Genomic DNA, 19,299 nt, shown 5'->3' on the forward strand with positions numbered 1-19,299 from the left:
CGGCCGCCGGAGCGTTCATCGTATGCCGCAATTGATAACTGCCAACAGTCAGCATTGAAGCCCCGCCCCGGGCGTCTGTCAACGCAGGGGGTTGTGCGCATGCAGCATGGTGAACGCACCATGACGGCTGCCGCACCTCGCGCCGCCAATCTTCCGGGCAGTATGCGGATTCGTCGCGGAAGCCGACGCCAGCGCCGGCAGTGCGAGTTGGGGCGGGAGCGGCCAGGCCTCAGAGAAAGGCACCAACCAGCATCGCCGCGCCGCCGACCACGACCAGCGCCTCGACCGCGGCGGTGTGGATGCGCACATCGGTGCGCCGCACGATCCACGCCGCCACCCAGGTGCCGGGAATCGTGCAGGCGCCCATGATCAGCGCGATGATCGCGAGCTCGGCGTTGAGGGTCTCCAGGGACCCAAAGGCGGCGATCTTGACCAGGTTCACGGCGACGGCAATGGCGGCGTCCGTCGCCAGCAGGCTGGCCCCCGCCAGCCCGGCACCGAGCAGCAGCGGCACCACCAGGATGCCGGCCCCCACCACCAGGCTGCTGAGGAATCCGAAGCCGCCCCCGAAGGCGATCATGACGCCGTTATTGGGCGCCACCTTGCGCCCCGCCAGGTACCGCCGCAGGGGAATCGAGCCGATCAGCACGACGCCGATCATCGCCTGCACCACGGCCGAGTCCAGTCGGTCGTAGAGCACCGCACCGAGCAGCGCCGTCACCGTGGCCGGGCCGGCCACCAGCGCGATCAGACGCCAGTGCAACTCGCCGCGGAAGAACCACACGCGGCTGAAGTTGTTGATCATCATCACCACCGAGAGCACCGGCACCACTGCCTTGGCACCGAGAATCGGGGTCAGGAACAGGGCAATGATCAATCCGGCCCCGAAACCGCTCATCCCGCTCAGGGCGGCGGCACCGAAGCACACGGCAATGACCAGGAGGATGGTCGTGATCTCGATGTCCGCCAGCAGCGGAAAGCCCCAGTCCGGCATATTCGGTTCCAGCCGCGGCGTATCGGGCCGCTGTTCCGCGATCCGTGCCGGCGGCGCGGACGCGGCCACGCGATGGCTTCGGCAGGATCGATGGCCGATGGCAAGCGGGGTTGGCGGGAATCCGCGCCGCTGCCCCGTGGACTCGACGAATGCCGGGGTATGCGTTGCATCCTGCGGATGGCCCGGCAACGGCCGGCCCGGCGTCCGGATCGCGGAACATAATGCGCCGGGGCCCGCCCCGCAACTCCGGGCATTCGTGCCCATCCGGAACCAGGGGTCAGGCCACCGCCCTGCGGGACACAGCGGTCAACCTGTCGCCACCATCGTGGTCGCCATGAGGGCCAGCACGCCTGCCATTGGCTGCAGGCATCCCCTCATAACGACGTCGCAACCCTCGCACTCGCCCCGGCGCCGCAACGCAGATGACCCTGGCGCACGCCCTCGAGGCCCTCCGCCTCGGGGAGCCGGAACTCGCCATGACACGGGTTGCGAGACGGATGGACTGCCGCGACTACACCCTGCGGATGGAGGTAAGTCATCCCGGCCGGCGGGTGTCATTCCAGCAGCCGAACCGCGGCTCCGTCGCCGGCAATCTCGTGCGTGCGCACGCGGCCGCCGCCGTTCACGGTCACACGGAAGGTGGTGCGCCCGGCCAGTGCCGGACTGATGGTCGGCGTGAAGGCGAGCGCGTCTTCGTGCTCTCGCCAGCCCACAAACCGCACGTCCACGAAGCCGCGAGAATGGTGGACTTCGCGCGTCTGCCGCCCGGCCCCGACCTGGGTCCTGGCCTGCTCGTACGATCCGAAGGCCGTGTTCTCTTCCCGCGACAGCCGGACGTCGTGCGTGGTCAGCTCGATCAGCTCGCCCGCGCTGGAGAGACGGATCGCCGACTCCACGGCGTTGGCCGCACGTTGTGCGTAGGTCAGGTCGCCCTCGACATGCGGGTCCACCGAATGGAAGGCACGGATGTCGACATGCCCCTCGCCGCGCAGGGGTAGACCCACGTTCGCGAAAAGAAACAGCGGGGTGCGAACGAGCACTTCCACCTGCTCACCGGCCAGACGCACGTGCACGTCGATCACGAAATGCTCCGGCAGATGCTCCGGGTGGGCATCAACCGCGGAGACCCGGCCCAGAATCGCGACCAGCACGATCACACCGATCCGGCGCCACACGCGAGCCATGACCGTCTCTCCGACTCCGACCCGGGGCCGGGGCCCGCCGCGCCCACGGTGCGCAACGGACCTCGGCCCCCGCGAGGCTCGGTTCAGTCCTCGGCCGCTTGCTCTCGGCAGTTGCGGCGTCCCACACGCTCGAAGCGCTGAGCCCGCTTACCGGTATCCACCTCCGTGGTGTAGAGGTTGCCGTGCGAGTCCGCGGCCACGTCGTGCAGCCAGTGGAACGCGCCGGCCTGACGCCCCGACTCGCCGAAGCTGTCGAGGATGTTCAGCGTGGGCCGATGAAGCGTGTACAGCCGCTGGTTCGAGCCGTCCGCCTGGTGCACGCAGGACTGCGCGCGATCCGAGGAAAGGGCGAGATCCCACACGGAGCCAGGGCCGAGCGTGTCTGCGCGCACGAACTTCTCGAAGAGGAAGCCGCACTCGTTGTTCTTCTGCTGGCTCGGCTCGGTGCAGCGCTCGTCCGTGCCCACGCTCTGATCGAACACCTGGATCCGGTTGTTCACCCGGTCGCAGACGTAGATGCGCTCGTTGTCGTCGGCGACCCGCACGCAGTGCACGGGCGTGCGGAACTGCGACGGCCGGTTCGCCGTCACTGGCCGCTCCTCGGCGAACGGGCCCGGCGCCGTGTCGTCGACGGTGACGTCACCGTAGGCACCCCAGTGACGCTTGTACTCCCCGGTCTCCTTATCCACCACGACGATGCGACGGTTTCCGTAGCCGTCGGCGATGTACAGGTTGTCGCCATGCACGTGCATGTTCGCCGCGCGGAAAAGCTGCGGGGTGCCGTTGACGCCGCCGTCGGTGTCGTTGCTGTCGGCCAGCTTGTCCGGCCGTCCGGGGCCGAGCGGTTCACCGACCTGCAACAGGCACTCGCCCTCGGCGCTGAACTTGAGCAAGTGGCCGTCCCAGCCACGGTCGTTGAGCGCCACGCCGGTCGTTCCGTCACCCTCGCCGTTGGCGGCGATGTAGACATGGCCGTCGTCATCGACGTGCAGGCCATGCTCGTTCGCGGGCCACTGGCAGTCCGCGCCGGGCGCCGAGGTCCACAGAGGATCGGGCCAGCCCCAATCCTCGCCATGGTGGCGTGGCCCGCCCCAGGCATCGAGCAGGTTGCCCTCCTGGTCGAACTTGAGGACGGCCGGAGCCGGGATGGAGTTGTCGGATACTGGACCGTGAGGGCGTGGATGACCGAATGCGTCAGCCGCGGTGGCCTCCTCGAACTCGTCGGTCGACCGGCAGGTGGTCCCCCGCTCCACGAGCTCGCCCTGTGCATTACAGACATAGACGCCCGGCTCGGCATCCGTGGCGCCGGCCTGCGAGCTGGAAAGCGAGCGCGGACGATGCAGCACGTAGATGTTGTCGTTCGGGCCGACCGACACGCCGGCGACCTGGCCTACCTGCCAGTTGTTCGGAAGCGGCTTCGGCCAGTCCGGATCCACCCTGAACTGAGGCGCGAGCGCGCTCCCTGTGGCACCGGCTCCTTCGTCCGCGGCCTGGGTAGCGACGGGGAATGTAAATATGATCAGGGCGCCGCTGATGATCGTTTTGGGTATCAACTGATTCCTGGAGGGCATGGCAACCTCCTACGGAGCTCTCCTCCTCGATTGGATGTGGCTGGTGCACCAGCCACTGTAAACACTGGTCCCTACCTGCCGATCCGTCAAGTCAAAAAAAATTGTGAAATCAGTCGTTTGTGTGCGCCTGCGCACAGTAGAGCACGGGTCAGGTCAGCGCCGTGCCGGGCGGGCGCAGGGCCGAGACCCGCTATCCGCGCCCCGCAGCCGGGGCCCTTTTCTCGAAAAGTCCGGCTCGGATCGCCATCCGCGTCAGGGCGGGGAGCTCCCCGGCACCGGTCTTGCGCAGGACCCGCGAGCGCTATGCCTCTACGGTCTTTTCAGTCACCCCGAGCCTCCCGGCGATGCGGCGGTTGGTCCAGCCCTTAAAACCTCCCTGTCATCTTCGACAGCTAGCCTGCCAGCGTCTCTGGCAGCCATACGGGCGGTTCGTCTATGGGAACCTCGCATGGGGCGGGTTCGCGGCTCGGTCGGGCAGCGCACGATCTGTTCTTCCGCAACGTCCACAACCGGCATCTCATCTACAACACCTGCTGGGAAGACCCGCGGATCGATCGGGAGCTGCTGGCGCTGGATGGAAGCAGCCGGGTGGTCATGGTCACCAGTGCCGGCTGCAATGCCCTGGACTATCTGCTGGACAGCCCCGCGACGATTCATGCGGTGGATGTGAACCCCCGGCAGAACGCCCTGCTGCAGCTCAAGCTGGCGCTGTTCCGTCTCGGCGGGTTCGACGACCTCTACGCCATGTTCGGCAAGGGCAGCCACGACGGCTATGCCCGCGTCTATGCCGCCGCCCGCCCGCACCTGGACGCCCCCTCGGCGGCATTCTGGGACCGGCGTATCGGCTACTTCGACCGCCATCGGGGCCGCCCGTCCTTCTACTATCACGGCACCGCGGGCACAGCGGCCTGGCTGTTCACGCGCGTGCTGCTGCGCCGCCCTGCACTGCGGGCCGGACTCCTGGACCTCATGGATGCCGACAGTCTGTGCGAGCAGCAGGCCATCTACACCCGCATCGAGCCCCTGATCTGGGGCGGCCTTATCTCCTGGCTCGTGCGCCAGCCGTGGGTGATGTCCCTGCTCGGCGTGCCCCGCTCCCAGCTGCAGCTGATCCGCGACGGCTACCCCGGCGGACTGGCGAGCTACCTCGCGGACAAGCTCCGCCATGTGGCCACCGAGGTGATGACCCGGGACAACTACTTCTGGCGCGTCTACCTGACGGGCTCGTATGCGTCCGGCTGCTGCCCGGAGTACCTGCGCGCGGAGCACTTCGACAGGCTTGCCGACCGGGTGGACCGGGTGCGGACCCACACCACCACCGTCAGCGACTTCCTGCGCCGCAACCCGGGGACGTACAGCCATTTCGTGCTGCTCGATCACCAGGACTGGCTGGTTCGCCACGACCGGCCCGCACTGGAGGAGGAATGGGAGCTCCTGCTGGCCAACAGCCGTCCGGGCAGCCGCATCCTGATGCGCTCGGCGGCCCAGGACGCCAGTTTTCTCCCCGAGTTCGCCCGCCGATCCCTCCGGTTCTTCCCCGAGTGGGCGGCGGCGCTGCACCGCCGGGACCGGGTCGGCACCTACGGCAGCGTCCACCTCGCGGAAGTGCTGTGAGCACGGCGCCGTCGCCCCGCGCCACCGCCGCCGTGGAGCGCTACTACCGGCGCCACGCCGGGATCTACGACCTCACCCGCTGGAGTTTCCTGTTCGGGCGACGGGGCATCATCGAGGCACTGCCCGCCGACCTGCATCCGGCCTCCATCCTGGAGGTAGGCTGCGGCACCGGCGTCAACCTGGTGCGGCTGGGGAGACGCTTTCCGACGGCCCGCATCACCGGCCTGGACGCCTCGGCCCGGATGCTCGGGCGGGCTGCCCGGCGCCTGGCGCGGCTCGACGTCCGGCCGCGTCTGCTGCACCGGCCGTACCTGAGACCGGAAGGGCCGAGCGGGGGGTTCGACCTGATCCTCTTCTCCTATGCCCTGTCCATGTTCAACCCCGGCCGCGACGACGCGCTGGACCACGCTCTGGAGGATCTCGCCCCGCGGGGTCTGGTCGCGGTGGTGGACTTCGAGCACTCGGCGTCACCGCTGTTCCGCCGCTGGATGCGGCTCAATCACGTGCGCATGGAGGGGGATCTGCGCCCCGCCCTGCAGCAGCGGTTCAGGCCGCTGCTCGCGGACTCCCGGCCCGCCTACGCCGGGTTGTGGCGCTACCTGATGTTCCTCGGAGGGCGCCCCTGAACCGCATGGGATACGGCGACGCCCGGGACGGCGGCAGAGGACCCGGGGCAGCAGAATCACGGACGTGATGGGCGAGGCCGAAGACGGCTCTGGCCGACGCCCGGCGGCTGGGCGTCCGCCGAAGCCTGCCGGAGGGGATCACCGGAACCGCGACATGGCGCGGTCGAAGGCCGCGCGGAGGTTGTCCCACGCCCTGTCGAAACCGGACCTCATGTCCTTCCAGGCCTCATCGCTCGCTGCCTGCATCTCGTCGAGCTGCTCCTGGGCCTCATCGCGCTTGCGCCGCAGCTCCTCGATCTGCTGCTGATACTGGATCTTGGCATCGGCCTCGGCCTCGTCGGCCTTCGCCTTGAGCTTATCGATCTCCGCAGCCCACTGGTCCAGCTGCGCCTTGGCCTTCTCGATGTACTGGTCTTTGTCGTTCATGGCTGGATTCCCGCTTGCGTGTGGAATTCCGGGGGCAGCCTGCGCCCGATGCGGTCACAGTCCGTCCAGGCAGCGGGTCTGCTGCCTGCCTGCTCCGCCGGCCTTATTGGGGGGCTCGCAATGTGTTTGAAGCATAGCAGCGGTGCGGACGGACACACGGCCACCACTTTCCCGGGGTCCGCCAGTCATCCTGGCTGATGGCCATCCCGTGCCGCCCCGCCGCGCACCTCAGCATGCCCTTACCCTTGCCCTGCCTCAGCGCAGGCCGAAGAACGAAAGAACGACAAGCACGATGACCACCACCCCGACCAGGTAGACGATACTGTTCATGGAATCTCTCCAGGTTGTGCCCGCAGGGCCGCAGGCGCCCCTGCGGGATGGAGGCTGAGGCGCGCCCGACCGGCCGTCAGCCGCGGTTGTCGTCCCGGTCGCTGGCCGTCTGCTCGAACTGCCTGATCTGGTCCTCGGCCTCGTCCTTGCTGACGCCGTAGCTCTCCTGGATCTTGCCTGCCAGCTGATCGCGCTTGCCGGCGACGACATCCAGCTGGTCGTCGGTGAGCTTGCCCCACTGCGACCGGACCTTGCCCTTGAACTGCTTCCAGTTGCCTTCGATGGTGTCCCAGTTCATTGCCTGTTGCCTCGCATTCCGCGGAATCGTGTTCCGACCGGGTGTTCCCCGGACGGTCCCAGAGCCGGCTCCAGCAAGTGGCCACGCAGGTGGATCGCGGAGCTCGGCGTCACCCTCGAGACTGCACCCCCCGGGTACACGCCGTCGGTACGCTGGAACACCTACTTGGTGGCGGGAGGCGGATTTCGGGACTTCCTGGCGAGCCTGAAACGGGAGAACATCGGCACCATGTGCAGCACCATCCAGGCGAGCACGGTGCACAGAATGGCCGTCTGCTCGCGCCCGAGACCCACCGCGGTCCCGATCGCGGCGGTAAACCAGATGCCCGCCGCCGTGGTCAGCCCCGATACCCGCTGCTCATCCCTGCTGTTGATGATCGTGCCCGCGCACAGGAAGCCGATGCCGGCGATGACGCCCTGGATCACGCGGCTCATCTCCGAGTCGGAGATGCCCGCCTGCTGCGGAATCAGGATGAACAGGGCCGCGCCCATGCAGACCAGCATGTGCGTGCGCACGCCGGCGGCCTTGCCCTGCTGCTCCCGTTCCAGCCCGAGCGCCCCGCCGAGCAACGCCGCCAGCATCACCCTGATCAGGACGACGATTACCTCGCCGAGGTCGTTCAGGCCGGCGAATTCGGCCATGACGGTCCGGCCGATCAGCGTCATCGCGTCATTCATGCGCGTCTCGGTCTATTTGACCCGCATGTCGTTGCGCACGGACCGCACGCCCTCGACGGCACGTGCCACTTCCACCGCCCGCGTCGCAGCGGCCCGGGAGCTGACGAAGCCGCTGAGCTGAACGTCGCCGCGGAACGTCTCGACGGTGATCTCCAGGACCTCGAGCTCCGGTTCATTGAAGATAGCCGTCTTCACCTTGGCGGTGACGACGCTGTCGTCGAGGTACTCGCCGGGGGCCTGGCGGGTCTCGGTCGAGGCGCAGGCCAGCAGGGACGTGACCATCAGCGCCAGCAGGAGCAGGGACGTCAATCGGATAAGCGATCGCATGGGGCGGACTCCGAAGTGGTGGTAACGCAACGCCTGCCAGCACAGCTGCGCAGGCGTACCCGACATTGATCCCCGGCTACCGGCGCGTCGGTGCGGTGGCGTACCCCCGCAGCACCGGGAACAGACGCTCCCCAGGCCGCGGACGCCGGATGCACTTCTAGTTCGCCGCCAGCCGGGCCCTGCGAGCCCGCACGCGCAGATTGAGCAGCTCCACCAGAACTGAGAAGGCCATGGCGAAGTAGATGTAGCCCTTGGGGATATGGAAGCCGAGCCCCTCGCCGACCAGCGAGACACCGATCAGGAGCAGGAAGGAGAGCGCCAGCATCTTGATCGTGGGGTGCTGCTCGACGAAGCGGCTGATGAACCCCACCGAGAGCAGCATCACGCCCACCGCGATGATGATCGCCAGCGCCATGACCGCGACATCCTCCGCCATGCCCACGGCGGTGATCACCGAGTCCACGGAGAAGACCAGGTCCAGCAGCGCGATCTGCAGCAGCACGCCGGCGAAGCCCGCGGCGGCCCGATTCGGCAGGTGTTCCGCTGCGCCCTCGCCCTCGAGCTTGGCGTGGATCTCCACGGTGGCCTTGGCGATCAGGAACAGGCCGCCGGCCAGCAGGATCAGATCGCGCCCCGAAGGCGCCATGCCAAACAACTCAAATAACGGCCTCGTCAGGCCCATCAGCCAGACCAGCGAGAACAGCAGCAGGAGGCGCGTGGCCATCGCCACCATCAGGCCGATCCGGCGGGCGCGCGCCCGCTGCGCCTCGGGCAGGCGATCGGCAAGGATGGAGATGAAGATGATGTTGTCGATGCCGAGCACAATCTCCATCGCCGTCAGCGTCGCCAGGGCGACCCAGGCGTTGGGATCAGTGATCCATTCGAACATGGCTGACTTGTCCTCTCTGCGCCGGAGAGATGAAGCTCCGCCGCGGCCGCGACCGCACACCCGGGCGGCATTGCAGCCGCCGGCCCTTAAGGCGGCCAGTGTGATCGATCCTGCTCCTGGCTTGCGTTCGCCAGCGCACAGACGCCCGGAGGTCCGCCCGGCGACGTTCGGGCATCGGGTATGCGGCTGCCGAAGGGCAGCCTCCGGCCGCAGGCAGTAGCCCCTGCCCGAGCACGTTGACGCGGAGGCGGCGCCGGATCAGCGCAGTATCTGTCAACGCCGGCTGACTACCGTGGCGCGGACGCGCCGGAGTGATCCGACAAGGGCCGGGATATGACCGCAAAATGGATCAACTACCTCATCCGAGGCATCTTCGTGCTGATCGGCCTCTCGCTCCTGCTCCTGTCCGTGAGCATGGTCGCTATGTCCCTGATTTCAGTGATTCAGGATGCGCTTAAAGGCGAATTCCATGTCAGTGCGCTGCTGGACAATGCCAGCATCATCGTGATCAGCGCGGCCGTTCTTGATCTCGGCAAGTTCTTCTTTGAAGAGCAGGTCACTGGTGGCCGCGACATGAGCCACATCGATGAAGTCCGCTCGTCACTGACGAAGTTCATGACGATCATCCTGATCGCCATGAGCCTGGAGGGCCTGCTCATGGTCTTCGAGGTCTCGACCAGCGAACAGCTCAGCGAGCTTGTCTACCCGGCCATTCTGTTCGCGACCACGATTTCCGGAATTGTTGCCATCGGACTGTTCCAGTGGCTGACCCGCCGCGCGCCGCCCATCATAGGGCGCGGCAACGCGCCGGGACGGCGTGAGGAGGAAACCCCGAGTTCAGACTCTTAGAGAAGCGTTGATCGTCATCGGGCGCCCGTCATGTGATCCAGTCCCCATACGCTCGCGCGCCGCCATCGTAGCGTCGACCCGTGCCTGTTCAGGCATGCCGGTTCGGAGACTACGGTGGAATCAGTCATGCGTGCGCGCCGTCCATTGCGGGCGGTCGTGTTGGCCGGCCTCCTGCAATTGGCGAGCCCGCTGCCGGCCCATGCCGGCGACGATGGGTATCGGCTGCTCGAGCTGGACGGCTACAAGGTCAAGTGGGGCGAGCAGGCACTAGGAGTGGGGGCGCGAGTCAGCTACGCCCTGGCCGACGAGACGCTGCGCTTCGATGATGCGCGCAATTGTCGTGAACTGGCGCCGATGGCGGCGCTTTCCCGGCAAGGTCTGACCATGGAGATGCTGGCGCGGGAAACGGCGGCGGCGTTTCGGGTCTGGGAGCGCGCCGCCGGGCTTTCCTTTTACCAGGTCGACGACGCGCGGGATGCCGATGTCGTGCTCGGCGCCCAGGGCCAGCCGCGCGGGCGGGCATTCGCCAACGTGGCCTATGCACCCGAGCCGGCGGCGGGTGTGCGTGCAATCGAGCAGGCGCTGGTGTGCCTGAATCCCGAGCAGGCGTGGAAGGTCGGCTTCGGCGGCGACAAGACTGTCTACGACATCCGCTACACGCTCATTCACGAGATCGGCCATGCCATCGGCCTGGACCATCCGGGACCCTCCGGGCAGGTGATGGCATTCCGCTACACCGAGGCCTTCGAAGACCTGCAGCCAGGCGACCTGCGCGGAGTCCGGCGGCTCTACGGACGTCGCGCCGATAGCCTAGCCCTGGCCACCGCGCGCGACGACGCAGACCGCTAGCCAACGGCCCGGGCGAAGCGGCACTCGCTACCCTCCCCCGCGATAGCCCCGCCCGCGATTACCGCCCCAGCCGCTGCGGAATCCGACGGCCGCCGGATCGGCGGCGGACCGAGTGTGGGATGCCGCACCGAACCCTCGGTGCCTGACAGGTCAGGATGCGGTGTCCTCCCACTGCTTGGAGAGCCGCGCGGCAGGGCTCGCCGTAGGCCCGCGCCGACGGTCCCGACGACGTGCCCGCCCGCATGGTGCGCAACATCGCGGTGGATGCCGTGCATAACCGCGGATGATGGAATCATGCCCCAGTCGACATGGATGACCTCGGACCGGCTGCGCTTTCTGGTCAGCGGCATCAAGGAGCACCTGTGGGTCAAGCCGCTGGTGCTTTGCGTGCTCTCGGTGGGCGGGATATTCGTTGCAAAGCTGGCCGACTTTGCGGGTCTGTCCGGTTGGTTGCCGGCGATCAACCTGGCCTCCGTCGAGTCGCTGCTGTCCATCATGGCTTCCAGCATGCTCGTCATCGCGACGTTCGCCGTGGGGTCCATGGTGGCCGCTTACGCATCCGCCAGTACCGGCGCCACGCCCCGCTCCATCCCCATCGTAATCGCGGACGACGTGACTCAGAACGCCCTGTCCGCGTTCATCGGCGCCTTCATCTTCAGCATCGTTTCCCTGGTCGCGGTGCAGAACGGCATGTTCGAGGCCGCCGGCCTGTTCGCGATCTTCGTCCTCACCCTGCTGGTGTTCGCCATCGTCATCATCACCTTCGTTCGCTGGGTGGACAGAATCGCCCGGCTGGGCCGGGTGGTGAACACCCTCGAGCAGGTGGAACGGGCCGCCGGCAACGCACTGGATCGCCGCCGCCATGCGACCACGCTGGGCGCGTTGCCAGTCCGCGCGAGGCGGTCGGGAGACGGGGGCGTCGCCGTGTGCTCCCCGACGGTGGGTTATGTCCAGCACATCGATCTGCAGACGCTGCAGTCCCGGGCCGTGGAATTCGGGGGCCGCGTGACGGTGAGGGCGCTACCCGGCACGTTCGTGAGCACGCACCGCCCGCTGCTCCATGTCGAGGGCTGCGACACCTTCAAGGCCGAGGCCTTTTCCAGCGCCTTCAAGATCACGCCGAACCGCGCCTTCGAGGATGACCCCCGATTCGGCCTTCTCGCGCTGTCCGAGATCGCCGACAAGGCCTTGTCGCCCGGCATCAATGATCCGGGCACCGCGATCCACGTCATCGGCGCGATGGTGCGACTGTTCACGCTCTGGCAGTCGCCGCTCGAGCCGGACAAAGTCGTGGCGATCACCCATGACCGGGTGTCGGTGCCGGAACTGGCGATCGACGACCTGTTCGACGACGCCTTCACGGCCATCGCACGGGACGGCGCCGGTATCGTCGAGGTATCCGTGCGGCTGCAGAAGGCATTCTCCGCCTTGGCGGAGAGCGGTGACCCGGAGATGCTCGCCGCCGTCAGGCGGCATTCCCGAATGGCACTGGCTCGCTCCGAGCGCGCCCTGTCACTTCTGGACGACATCGAGGCCGTGCGTCGAGCGGCTGCATGCGCGACCGCCGGCGCGGGCGAACGCATGGCCGCCTCGGCCGACCCGAAGCCTGCCGCCGCGGTTCGGCAAGATCCCCTCACCACTCGGGCTTAACCGGGGCCGGCACCTCGGCACCGGTCCGGAGGCCGGCGATAAGTGCGCGGCCCTGAGCGGTGCATATGGCGGCCTGCCAAACAAGAAGGTGAGCGAAGATGAATGACGCCGACGCCTTCTTCGGGCTATCTCCGACCCACGTACTCATGGCGGCCACCGGCGGCGCGATCTTCCTCGGATACTGGCTGCCGCACCTGTTGTTTCGGCGCACGGCGTTTTCGTCCGTGCTTCTCATGATCCTGGGACTGATCATCTACGTCTTCGTGCCCGGGATGCCCGACGCTCTGGATCCGACGGTCTCGCCCCGGCTATGGGAAGTCGTAAGCGAGATGGCGGTGATCATCGTGCTGTTCGCAACCGGCCTGCGGATCGACGACGTGAGCAGCTGGAACCGCTGGCGGCCTACCGTCAGGATGCTGCTCATTGCGATGCCGCTGACGATCGCCTGCGTCGCGTTCCTGGGATGGGCTCTGGCCGGGATGACCGTAGCGGGTGCCGTGTTGCTTGGGGCGGTGCTTTCTCCGACAGACCCTGTGCTCGCTGGCGACGTTCAGGTCGGGCCACCGCTCGAGGGCAAGGAACATCCTGTCCGGTTCACCTTAACCGCAGAAGCTGGCCTCAACGACGGTCTGGCGTTTCCGTTCGTCTACCTCGGGCTCGTCATGGGCACGCAGGGCATCGATCCGTCGCTATGGCTCACGGAGTGGGTCGTGCGCGATGTGCTCTACCGGATTGCCGTCGGAGCCGTGGTCGGAGGCTTTGTCGGCTGGCTACTCGGGAGAAGCCTCTTTTCCACGTGGGGCGCCTGGGCCATGGAGAAAAGCGGCCCCGGCGTACTGGCGCTGGGAGCGGTCCTGATGACTTACGGGGTCGTCGAGCTCGTGGAAGGATATGGCTTTATCGGGGCCTTCACGGCCGGACTGTGCTGTCGCCAGGTGCAGAAGAGGCATAGCTTTCATACCCGCCTGCACGCGTTCAGCGAGGCCATCGAGCACGCTATCACGGCGGTCCTGCTGGTGCTCCTGGGGAGCGCGTTGCCCGCTTTATGGCCCGTGCTGGACTGGCGGCACTCGCTGATCGGGTTCGGCCTGCTGCTCGTGATCCGCCCTCTCGTTGGATGGCTTTCTCTGCTGGGCGCTGGCATGCCGTCCGGGGATCGCTGGATCGTGGGATTCTTCGGTGTACGCGGGATCGGCTCCATCTACTACGTGGGATTTGCGACGGGTCATCTGGAGTTCATCAACGAGGATCAGATCTGGGCGCTGGCCGCGTATACGATCTTTGCATCGGCCTTGATCCACGGGGCGACGAGCTTTCTCGTGGATCGGCACGTATCCCGCTGAGATCATCTCGAGACACGCTCATCGCCCGGTTGCTGGCGACCTGCGACGGTGCCTGGTCCCGCCGCGGCGGTTGCCGAACGTGCGCTCCGCGCGGGCCCCGGTCAGAAAGACGTCCCCGTTCCGGCCGCACTCGGCCGGGCATGCCTCGCACGGAGATCCTCAGTCCGCGGCCCCCGCGCACGTCGTCCCGAACGATGTTGCGGATCAGCCGCCGTCGGTGGCGTCCTCGACGGCGTCGCCGGCATCCTCGACGGCGTCATCGGCGTCCTCGCCGGCCTCCTCGAGGGGGCCCTGGTCGTCGCAGCCGGAGAGCGCGAGCAACAGGGCGCTCGCGAGCAGTGAGCCGGCAATGGCGTTGCGGATTCTCATGGTGCTTGTCCTCTTCGATCGGTTGGCGGAGATGCCCGGATGGCTCGCGGCGGCCCGCGCTTGCTAGTGCACGCAGCATCCAAACGGCGACGACGATGCGGCAGAACACCGCGACGCGTCGGCCGCGGAACGGCGCTGCGCGCGGCGAACCGTGCATGGCCGAAGCCCGAGGCCGAGGATGAGGCCATGGCGCGGAAAACTCCGTGCGCCTGCGTACACAAAAGGCACCCTCCAAAACCGTTCGACGGCCGTCGCCGGGCGCACGGAGTCGGGTGTAGTGGGAAGGCACCGCGCCGCCTCCGCGGGCCTCTGTTCGCTGCCGCGCAGACACCGGGGCGCGATTCCCTAAGACTCCCGGTTGTATGTCAGCGACGCCGAACGCCGTCGACCGGCTTCCCCAATAACGCGATGGAGAATCCCATGAGCAAGACAGCCAGTAGCGACCACGCCACCACCGACCGCCTCTCCGAGCGGGCCCACGAGTCCGTGGACCGGATTGCCGAGACCGCGGGCCGGGGCGAGGAGCGCGTCCGCCAGGGGGCGGATGAGGCGGAAGCCCGGATCCGGGAAGCCGGGCAGAAGGCCAGGGAACGATCCGACGAAACGGTACAGACCATTACCGGGTACGTGCGCGACAACCCCCTGACGTCCCTTGGCCTCGCCTTTGCCGCCGGGGCCATACTGGCCGCCCTGACCCGCCGGTCGTAGTGTCCCGCCGCACCCGGTTGCGGCGGGAGGCCGCGCACTTGCGCGGCCAGGTCGATCGCCGGGCCCGTCGGATTCACCAGCGCGTCGACGGGCTGGTGAGCCAGCTTCGGACGTTCGCCCGCAGCCCCGTCGCCCTGCCTGTCGCCTTCGTGGCCGGCATTCTGGCGCAACGTCTGCCGGTGCCCGTCGTCAACCGTGCCTGCCGCCTGCTGACCGGCCTGGCAGGCCCGGCGCAGGCCCTGCGGAGCGTCGCCGGGCTCGCCGCGTCAGCTGCCCGCTGAGCGGTTCAGCCCTCCCCCGGGGACTGCCCCGAAGCGTCACCCGGCGAGCGAGCGCGGGCGAGCAGGCCGTTCACGCTGGCCCGGCTCTCTCGGAACGTGAGATCCCGCGTAATGTGCCGAAGCCGCCAGAGGGCGAGCCCGGCAAGGGCCAGGTGCGCCAGCGCCACCGTCAGCAGGGCGCCCGTCGCGCTGAAGGCCTGCAAGCCCGTAAGCGCCACCACCAGGGCCGCCCCGCTGAACAGCCAGGCACCCACCAGCAGCAGCGCGATCGCCACGGCCAGCCCGATCATGGCCAGCGCCGTGTGCCCAAACAGCTGCGCCTCCACCAGCACGAGACGGGCCATGTCCGCGGACAGGGCCTTCACGGCACCGGCGATGTCCCGGAGGCCGTCGCCGTCCGCGGCCGCATCTTCGGAGCGCTCCGCTTCCGTCACGGTTCGGGCTCCGGACCATTCAGGGTGCACTTCAGGCCAGCCTTGATCTCGCTCCAGATGGCCACGAAGAACGCCGTCAGGGGCACCGCGAGCACCATGCCGATGATGCCGCCCAGCGCCGTACCCCAGAAGAACAGGGAGATCACCACCAACGCCGGGTGCAGGCCGGAGCGGTTGGCCATGATCTTCGGCGTCAGCAGCCAGCTCTCGATCAGCTGCACCGCCGCGAACGCGAGCCCGGTGAAGAACAGCAACTCGGCACCGCCGCCCGGCTGCAGATAGGCCGTGGGCAGCACCACCAGCAGCCCGATCAGGGTGCCCAGGAAGGGGACGATGTTGAGCAGCCCCAGCACCAGCCCCACCAGCACGCCGAACTCCAGGCCGATGAGCGTGAAGCTGACGGCGTACAGGGCCCCCATGCTTACGGCGATGATCAGCTGGCCCTGAAAGAACGTGGTGACGTACTCCACGAACATGTCCATGAAGTACAGCACCTTGCGCCGTGTGCCCGCCTGGAACACGGACAGCAGCTCCGACGCCTGCCCCCGGAGCAGATCGCCGGAGAGCAGGGTGAAGAACAGGAGCAGCGGCACGAAACTGATCCCGGCGAGCAGGCCCAGATAGGACAGGACCGTCCGGCTCGTGACCTCCAGACCCGTCAGGACGCCGGCGGACGCCTCCCCTTCACTGCGCTCCATGCCGGTGGAGATCATCGAGGTGAGCCCCGGGAAGTGGAACGAGAAATACGCCTGCCAGCGATTCAGGATGTCCGGCAGAACGGTCATCAGCTGGATGGCCTCGCTCACCACGATGGGCACCAGCAGAAACACCAGGCCGCCGATGCCGAGGAAGAAGGCAAGCAGCAGCAGGAGGGTGGCGGCCAGACGCGGCAGACGCAGCCGGCGCTCGAGGAGACCCACCACCGGGTAGAGCACCAGCGCCAGGATACCCGCCAGGGACAGCGGCAGAAGCAGATTGTAGAAGACGTTCAGTATCCAGCCGAACGTCCACACGATGATGCCCACCAATGCGGTCAGCGCCACCAGGCACAGCAGGACCGCCGTGTAGCGAAACAGGCGAAGCTCCACCGCGTTGAACAGCCGCCTGTCCGCGGACAGCGCAGCGGCGTCGGGGTCGGCGGCCCTCGGCGCGCCTGCGGCAGGTGCCTGCGTGTCGAAGGGCAATGCCGTTCCCCGCGTCAGCGGCTCGCGGACCGGCCGGACAGCAGCAGCCCGACGCCGGCGGCCGCGGAGGCCGCCCCAAGGATCAGGAACCACGTGGTGGACTCGGTGAAGCGGCCGGTGACCGCCTCCGTCACCTGATCGCCCAGGCTCTGGGACGACTGGTACGCGAAGAAGAGCAGTATGCCGCCTACCGCCAGCAGCACCAGCGCAAGAACTCGGTTGTTCGCCATCTCGATGAACTCCGGCCGCGCGCGGCATGGCCGCGCCTTCTGATCCATGTGCCAATGCAGCCTGCGCTCGCCGAGGCGGCGCCGTCAGTGCGCTGACCCACGGACGCCGTCGCGCCGGTTACGGGCCCGCCCGCCCTGGCGATGCCCCGCAACGGCCTGCGTTCGCAAGCGCACAGACACCCCCGGGGCCTCCCGGGCACCTTCAGGTTTCACACTGGACGGGGGTCCAAGGCCATGCACGGCAACTCGCAGACGGACGCGGACGCGGTACCGCTGTCCCTGGCTCTCGGGGACGACCGCTTCGCCACGGTACTGCTGGTGGAGGCCGACACCGCCGCCGCGGAGACGGTTCGCGCATCGCTCGACGGCGTGCTCGGCGCGGCCTTGCGCCTCGAGCGGGTGTCCGGCCTCGGCGCGGCTCGTGCGCGGCTCGCGAAGGGAACCGTGGAGGTGATCCTGGTCGGCACCAGCCTGGGCGACTGCGGGCGCGAGCGGGCGCTGGAGCAGCTCGGCCTGGGGGCGCCGGAAGCCCTGCTTCTGCCGCTGAGCAGCGCCGGGTTGGCCGGCGAGGGTCCGGGTCCCGGCATCGACGGCCACTGGCTGCCCCGCGTGCTGAACTACGTCACCCGGCGCCAGCGGGTCGAGGCCGCGCTGCGGGCCACCGACGAGGCCCTGTACGAGGAGATGGAGCGCGCCGAGGTCACCCTCAGCTCCATCGGCGACGCCGTGCTGGTGACCGACGCCGAGGGTCGGGTGACCTACCTGAACCCGGTGGCCGAGGGGCTCACGGGCTGGTCCGCGGTGGAGGCGTCCGGGCGCGCGCTCGCGGAGGTCTTCAACATCGTCAACGCGCGCACGCGCGGCCCGGCCGTCGACCCGGCCCGGCGGGCGATGCAGGAGAACCGCACGGTGCTGCTGGAGTCCAACTGCATCCTGCTGCGGCGGGACGGCACGGAGCTCGGCATCGAGGACTCCGCCGCGCCGATTCACGACCGTCATGGCGCGGTCTCCGGGGCGGTGATCGTATTTCGGGACGTCAGCCAGTCGGTGGCCATGACCCGCAAGATGGCCTACCTGGCCCAGCACGACCCGCTGACCGGGCTGCCCAACCGGGTCCTGCTCGAGGAGCGCCTGGAGCAGGCCATGCGCTTCGCCCGCCGCCATGGCACGCGGGTGGCGCTGCTGTTCGTGGACCTGGACCGCTTCAAGGAGATCAACGACACCCTGGGGCACGTGACGGGCGATCACATGCTGCAGGCCGTGGCCGAGTGCCTGACCGGCTGCGTGCGCGCGACCGATACGGTATCCCGCCTCGGCGGCGACGAGTTCGTGATGCTGCTGACCGAGATCGACACCACCGAGGACGCCGAACGCGTCGCCGACAAGGTGCTCGCCCTCCGCGGCCACCCCCTGGTGGTGGATGGTCATAGCCTGGACGTCTCCCTGAGCGTGGGCATGAGCGTCTACCCCGAGGACGGCGAAACCGTGGAGGCCGTGCTGGCACACGCCGACGCCGCCATGTACCGCTCCAAGGCGCGGCCCGCCCGGCCCGACGGCCTGGTGGGGGTGCAGCGCCGGGCCTTCGATGCCGTGGCCTGCGGCCTGGAGAGCCGGCTGCGGGAGGCACTGGCCGAGGGGCAGTTCCTGCTCCACTACCAGCCGCAGGTGGATCTCTCCTCTGGCGCGGTGGTCGGGCTGGAGGCGCTGCTGCGGTGGACGGATCCGGAACGCGGCCTGATCACGCCGGACCGCTTCATCGCCCTTGCCGAGCGCACCGGGCTGATCGTCCCCATCGGCCGCTGGGTGCTGACTGAGGCCTGCCGCCAGGTGCGGGCGTGGCAGGCTGCCGGGCTGACGCCGCCGCCGGTCTCCGTCAACGTGTCCGCGGTGGAGCTGCGGCAGAAGGGCTTCGCGGCGGGGGTCGCCGAAACCCTCCGGGAGAGCGGGGTGGCGGCACCCGGAATCGGCCTTGAGCTGACCGAGAGCGCGCTCATGCGCCATGCGGACGGCTCGCTGGCGGCCCTGCGCAGCCTCCGCGACCAGGGCGTGGCCCTCGCCATCGACGGCTTCGGCACCGGGCACTCCAGCCTCGACTACCTCCGGCGCTTCCCGGTGGACACCATCAAGGTGCATGGCTCGTTTCTCGAGGACATCACCACCGCAGCGCAGAGCGCGGTGGTGATGCGGGCGATTCTCGAGCTCGGCCGCCAGCTCGGCCATCGGGTGATCGCCCAGGGCGTCGAGAGCGAGGCCCAGCTCGCATTCCTGCAGGCAGAAGGCTGTGCCGTGGGCCAGGGCTTTCAGCTCGGGGCCGCGCTCGATGCCGCCGACACCGCGCTGCTGCTCGCCGCCAGCCCCCCCCCCAGCTTTCCGGGAGCCGGCGGCACGCGACTGATGCCGAAGCCACCGTGATCAGGCCATCCGACCGGCGACCGGCCGCGGCCGGGCAGACGGCTGACACCTAGT

The 19,299-nt window shown here is 68.3% G+C and carries 21 protein-coding genes; 9 read left to right on the plus strand and 12 right to left on the minus strand.

The window, feature by feature from the left end:
* Positions 1-229 precede the first annotated feature (229 nt).
* The 3 genes from LMH63_RS18450 to LMH63_RS18460 form a co-directional block, all read right to left on the minus strand.
* Entirely contained in the window at positions 230-1,258 is a 1,029-nt protein-coding gene (locus tag LMH63_RS18450) for a sulfite exporter TauE/SafE family protein (protein ID WP_109675253.1), read from the minus strand.
* A 290-nt stretch (positions 1,259-1,548) separates the two neighbouring features.
* Complete coding sequence (locus LMH63_RS18455; RefSeq protein ID WP_109675255.1) at positions 1,549-2,178, minus strand: hypothetical protein; 630 nt, start codon at positions 2,176-2,178, stop codon at positions 1,549-1,551.
* A gap of 83 nt (positions 2,179-2,261) precedes the next feature.
* Complete coding sequence (locus tag LMH63_RS18460) at positions 2,262-3,749, minus strand: NHL repeat-containing protein (RefSeq protein ID WP_146205152.1); 1,488 nt, start codon at positions 3,747-3,749, stop codon at positions 2,262-2,264.
* A gap of 435 nt (positions 3,750-4,184) precedes the next feature.
* Between LMH63_RS18460 and LMH63_RS18465 the strand changes: the two genes are divergently transcribed.
* A complete protein-coding gene (locus LMH63_RS18465) occupies positions 4,185-5,363 on the plus strand; it encodes a BtaA family protein (RefSeq protein ID WP_109675259.1) in 1,179 nt (392 codons plus the stop codon).
* Positions 5,360-5,989 carry a class I SAM-dependent methyltransferase gene (locus tag LMH63_RS18470; RefSeq protein WP_109675261.1) on the plus strand — a complete coding sequence of 210 codons (630 nt, stop codon included), beginning with the start codon at positions 5,360-5,362 and terminating at the stop codon, positions 5,987-5,989. Before LMH63_RS18465 ends, LMH63_RS18470 begins: the two co-directional genes overlap by 4 nt.
* A 138-nt stretch (positions 5,990-6,127) precedes the next feature.
* Here the strand turns inward: LMH63_RS18470 and LMH63_RS18475 are convergent, their stop codons facing one another.
* The 5 genes from LMH63_RS18475 to LMH63_RS18495 all read right to left on the minus strand — a co-directional run bounded on the left by LMH63_RS18475 (position 6,128) and on the right by LMH63_RS18495 (position 8,936).
* Positions 6,128-6,415 (minus strand): sll1863 family stress response protein, encoded by a 288-nt coding sequence (locus LMH63_RS18475; protein ID WP_109675263.1) that lies wholly within the window; start codon positions 6,413-6,415, stop codon positions 6,128-6,130.
* A 406-nt stretch (positions 6,416-6,821) separates the two neighbouring features.
* Entirely contained in the window at positions 6,822-7,043 is a 222-nt protein-coding gene (locus LMH63_RS18480; protein WP_109675265.1) for a CsbD family protein, read from the minus strand.
* Between the two features lie 161 nt (positions 7,044-7,204).
* Positions 7,205-7,708 carry an MgtC/SapB family protein gene (locus LMH63_RS18485; protein ID WP_109675363.1) on the minus strand — a complete coding sequence of 168 codons (504 nt, stop codon included), beginning with the start codon at positions 7,706-7,708 and terminating at the stop codon, positions 7,205-7,207.
* 24 nt (positions 7,709-7,732) lie between these two features.
* On the minus strand, positions 7,733-8,047 hold the full coding sequence (locus LMH63_RS18490; RefSeq protein ID WP_109675267.1) for a BON domain-containing protein: 315 nt from the start codon (positions 8,045-8,047) through the stop codon (positions 7,733-7,735).
* A gap of 157 nt (positions 8,048-8,204) precedes the next feature.
* Positions 8,205-8,936 (minus strand): TerC family protein, encoded by a 732-nt coding sequence (locus LMH63_RS18495; protein ID WP_109675269.1) that lies wholly within the window; start codon positions 8,934-8,936, stop codon positions 8,205-8,207.
* 333 nt (positions 8,937-9,269) lie between these two features.
* Between LMH63_RS18495 and LMH63_RS18500 the strand changes: the two genes are divergently transcribed.
* From LMH63_RS18500 to LMH63_RS18515, 4 genes are all read left to right on the plus strand, one after another.
* Entirely contained in the window at positions 9,270-9,785 is a 516-nt protein-coding gene (locus LMH63_RS18500; RefSeq protein WP_109675271.1) for a hypothetical protein, read from the plus strand.
* A 114-nt stretch (positions 9,786-9,899) separates the two neighbouring features.
* Positions 9,900-10,634: a matrixin family metalloprotease gene (locus LMH63_RS18505; RefSeq protein WP_229332662.1), complete on the plus strand. Its 735-nt coding sequence runs from the start codon at positions 9,900-9,902 to the stop codon at positions 10,632-10,634.
* A gap of 294 nt (positions 10,635-10,928) precedes the next feature.
* Positions 10,929-12,284 carry a DUF2254 domain-containing protein gene (locus LMH63_RS18510; protein WP_109675273.1) on the plus strand — a complete coding sequence of 452 codons (1,356 nt, stop codon included), beginning with the start codon at positions 10,929-10,931 and terminating at the stop codon, positions 12,282-12,284.
* A gap of 98 nt (positions 12,285-12,382) precedes the next feature.
* The gene (locus LMH63_RS18515; RefSeq protein WP_109675275.1) at positions 12,383-13,627 is read left to right on the plus strand and encodes a cation:proton antiporter; all 1,245 of its coding nucleotides are present in this window, start codon (positions 12,383-12,385) and stop codon (positions 13,625-13,627) included.
* A 204-nt stretch (positions 13,628-13,831) separates the two neighbouring features.
* Here the strand turns inward: LMH63_RS18515 and LMH63_RS18520 are convergent, their stop codons facing one another.
* Positions 13,832-13,996 (minus strand): hypothetical protein, encoded by a 165-nt coding sequence (locus LMH63_RS18520; RefSeq protein WP_199225555.1) that lies wholly within the window; start codon positions 13,994-13,996, stop codon positions 13,832-13,834.
* A gap of 420 nt (positions 13,997-14,416) precedes the next feature.
* Here LMH63_RS18520 and LMH63_RS18525 point away from each other — a divergent pair, with 420 nt between their 5' ends.
* Entirely contained in the window at positions 14,417-14,704 is a 288-nt protein-coding gene (locus LMH63_RS18525) for a DUF883 family protein (RefSeq protein ID WP_109675277.1), read from the plus strand.
* A gap of 38 nt (positions 14,705-14,742) precedes the next feature.
* Complete coding sequence (locus LMH63_RS18530) at positions 14,743-14,985, plus strand: hypothetical protein (RefSeq protein WP_109675279.1); 243 nt, start codon at positions 14,743-14,745, stop codon at positions 14,983-14,985.
* Positions 14,986-14,990: 5 nt separating this feature from the next.
* On the opposite strand, the gene LMH63_RS18535 is transcribed toward LMH63_RS18530, so the two are convergent.
* Genes LMH63_RS18535 through LMH63_RS18545 form a run of 3 tightly spaced genes read right to left on the minus strand, consistent with a single transcriptional unit; the run spans position 14,991 to position 16,833 of the window.
* Positions 14,991-15,419 carry a hypothetical protein gene (locus LMH63_RS18535; protein ID WP_109675281.1) on the minus strand — a complete coding sequence of 143 codons (429 nt, stop codon included), beginning with the start codon at positions 15,417-15,419 and terminating at the stop codon, positions 14,991-14,993.
* Positions 15,416-16,603 carry an AI-2E family transporter gene (locus tag LMH63_RS18540; RefSeq protein ID WP_109675283.1) on the minus strand — a complete coding sequence of 396 codons (1,188 nt, stop codon included), beginning with the start codon at positions 16,601-16,603 and terminating at the stop codon, positions 15,416-15,418. Before LMH63_RS18540 ends, LMH63_RS18535 begins: the two co-directional genes overlap by 4 nt.
* A 14-nt stretch (positions 16,604-16,617) precedes the next feature.
* The gene (locus LMH63_RS18545) at positions 16,618-16,833 is read right to left on the minus strand and encodes a DUF3185 family protein (protein ID WP_109675368.1); all 216 of its coding nucleotides are present in this window, start codon (positions 16,831-16,833) and stop codon (positions 16,618-16,620) included.
* Positions 16,834-17,067: 234 nt separating this feature from the next.
* Here LMH63_RS18545 and LMH63_RS18550 point away from each other — a divergent pair, with 234 nt between their 5' ends.
* On the plus strand, positions 17,068-19,245 hold the full coding sequence (locus LMH63_RS18550) for a putative bifunctional diguanylate cyclase/phosphodiesterase (RefSeq protein WP_109675285.1): 2,178 nt from the start codon (positions 17,068-17,070) through the stop codon (positions 19,243-19,245).
* Positions 19,246-19,299: the final 54 nt, after the last annotated feature.

This window comes from Spiribacter halobius (assembly GCF_020883455.1).
GTDB lineage: Bacteria > Pseudomonadota > Gammaproteobacteria > Nitrococcales > Nitrococcaceae > Sediminicurvatus > Sediminicurvatus halobius.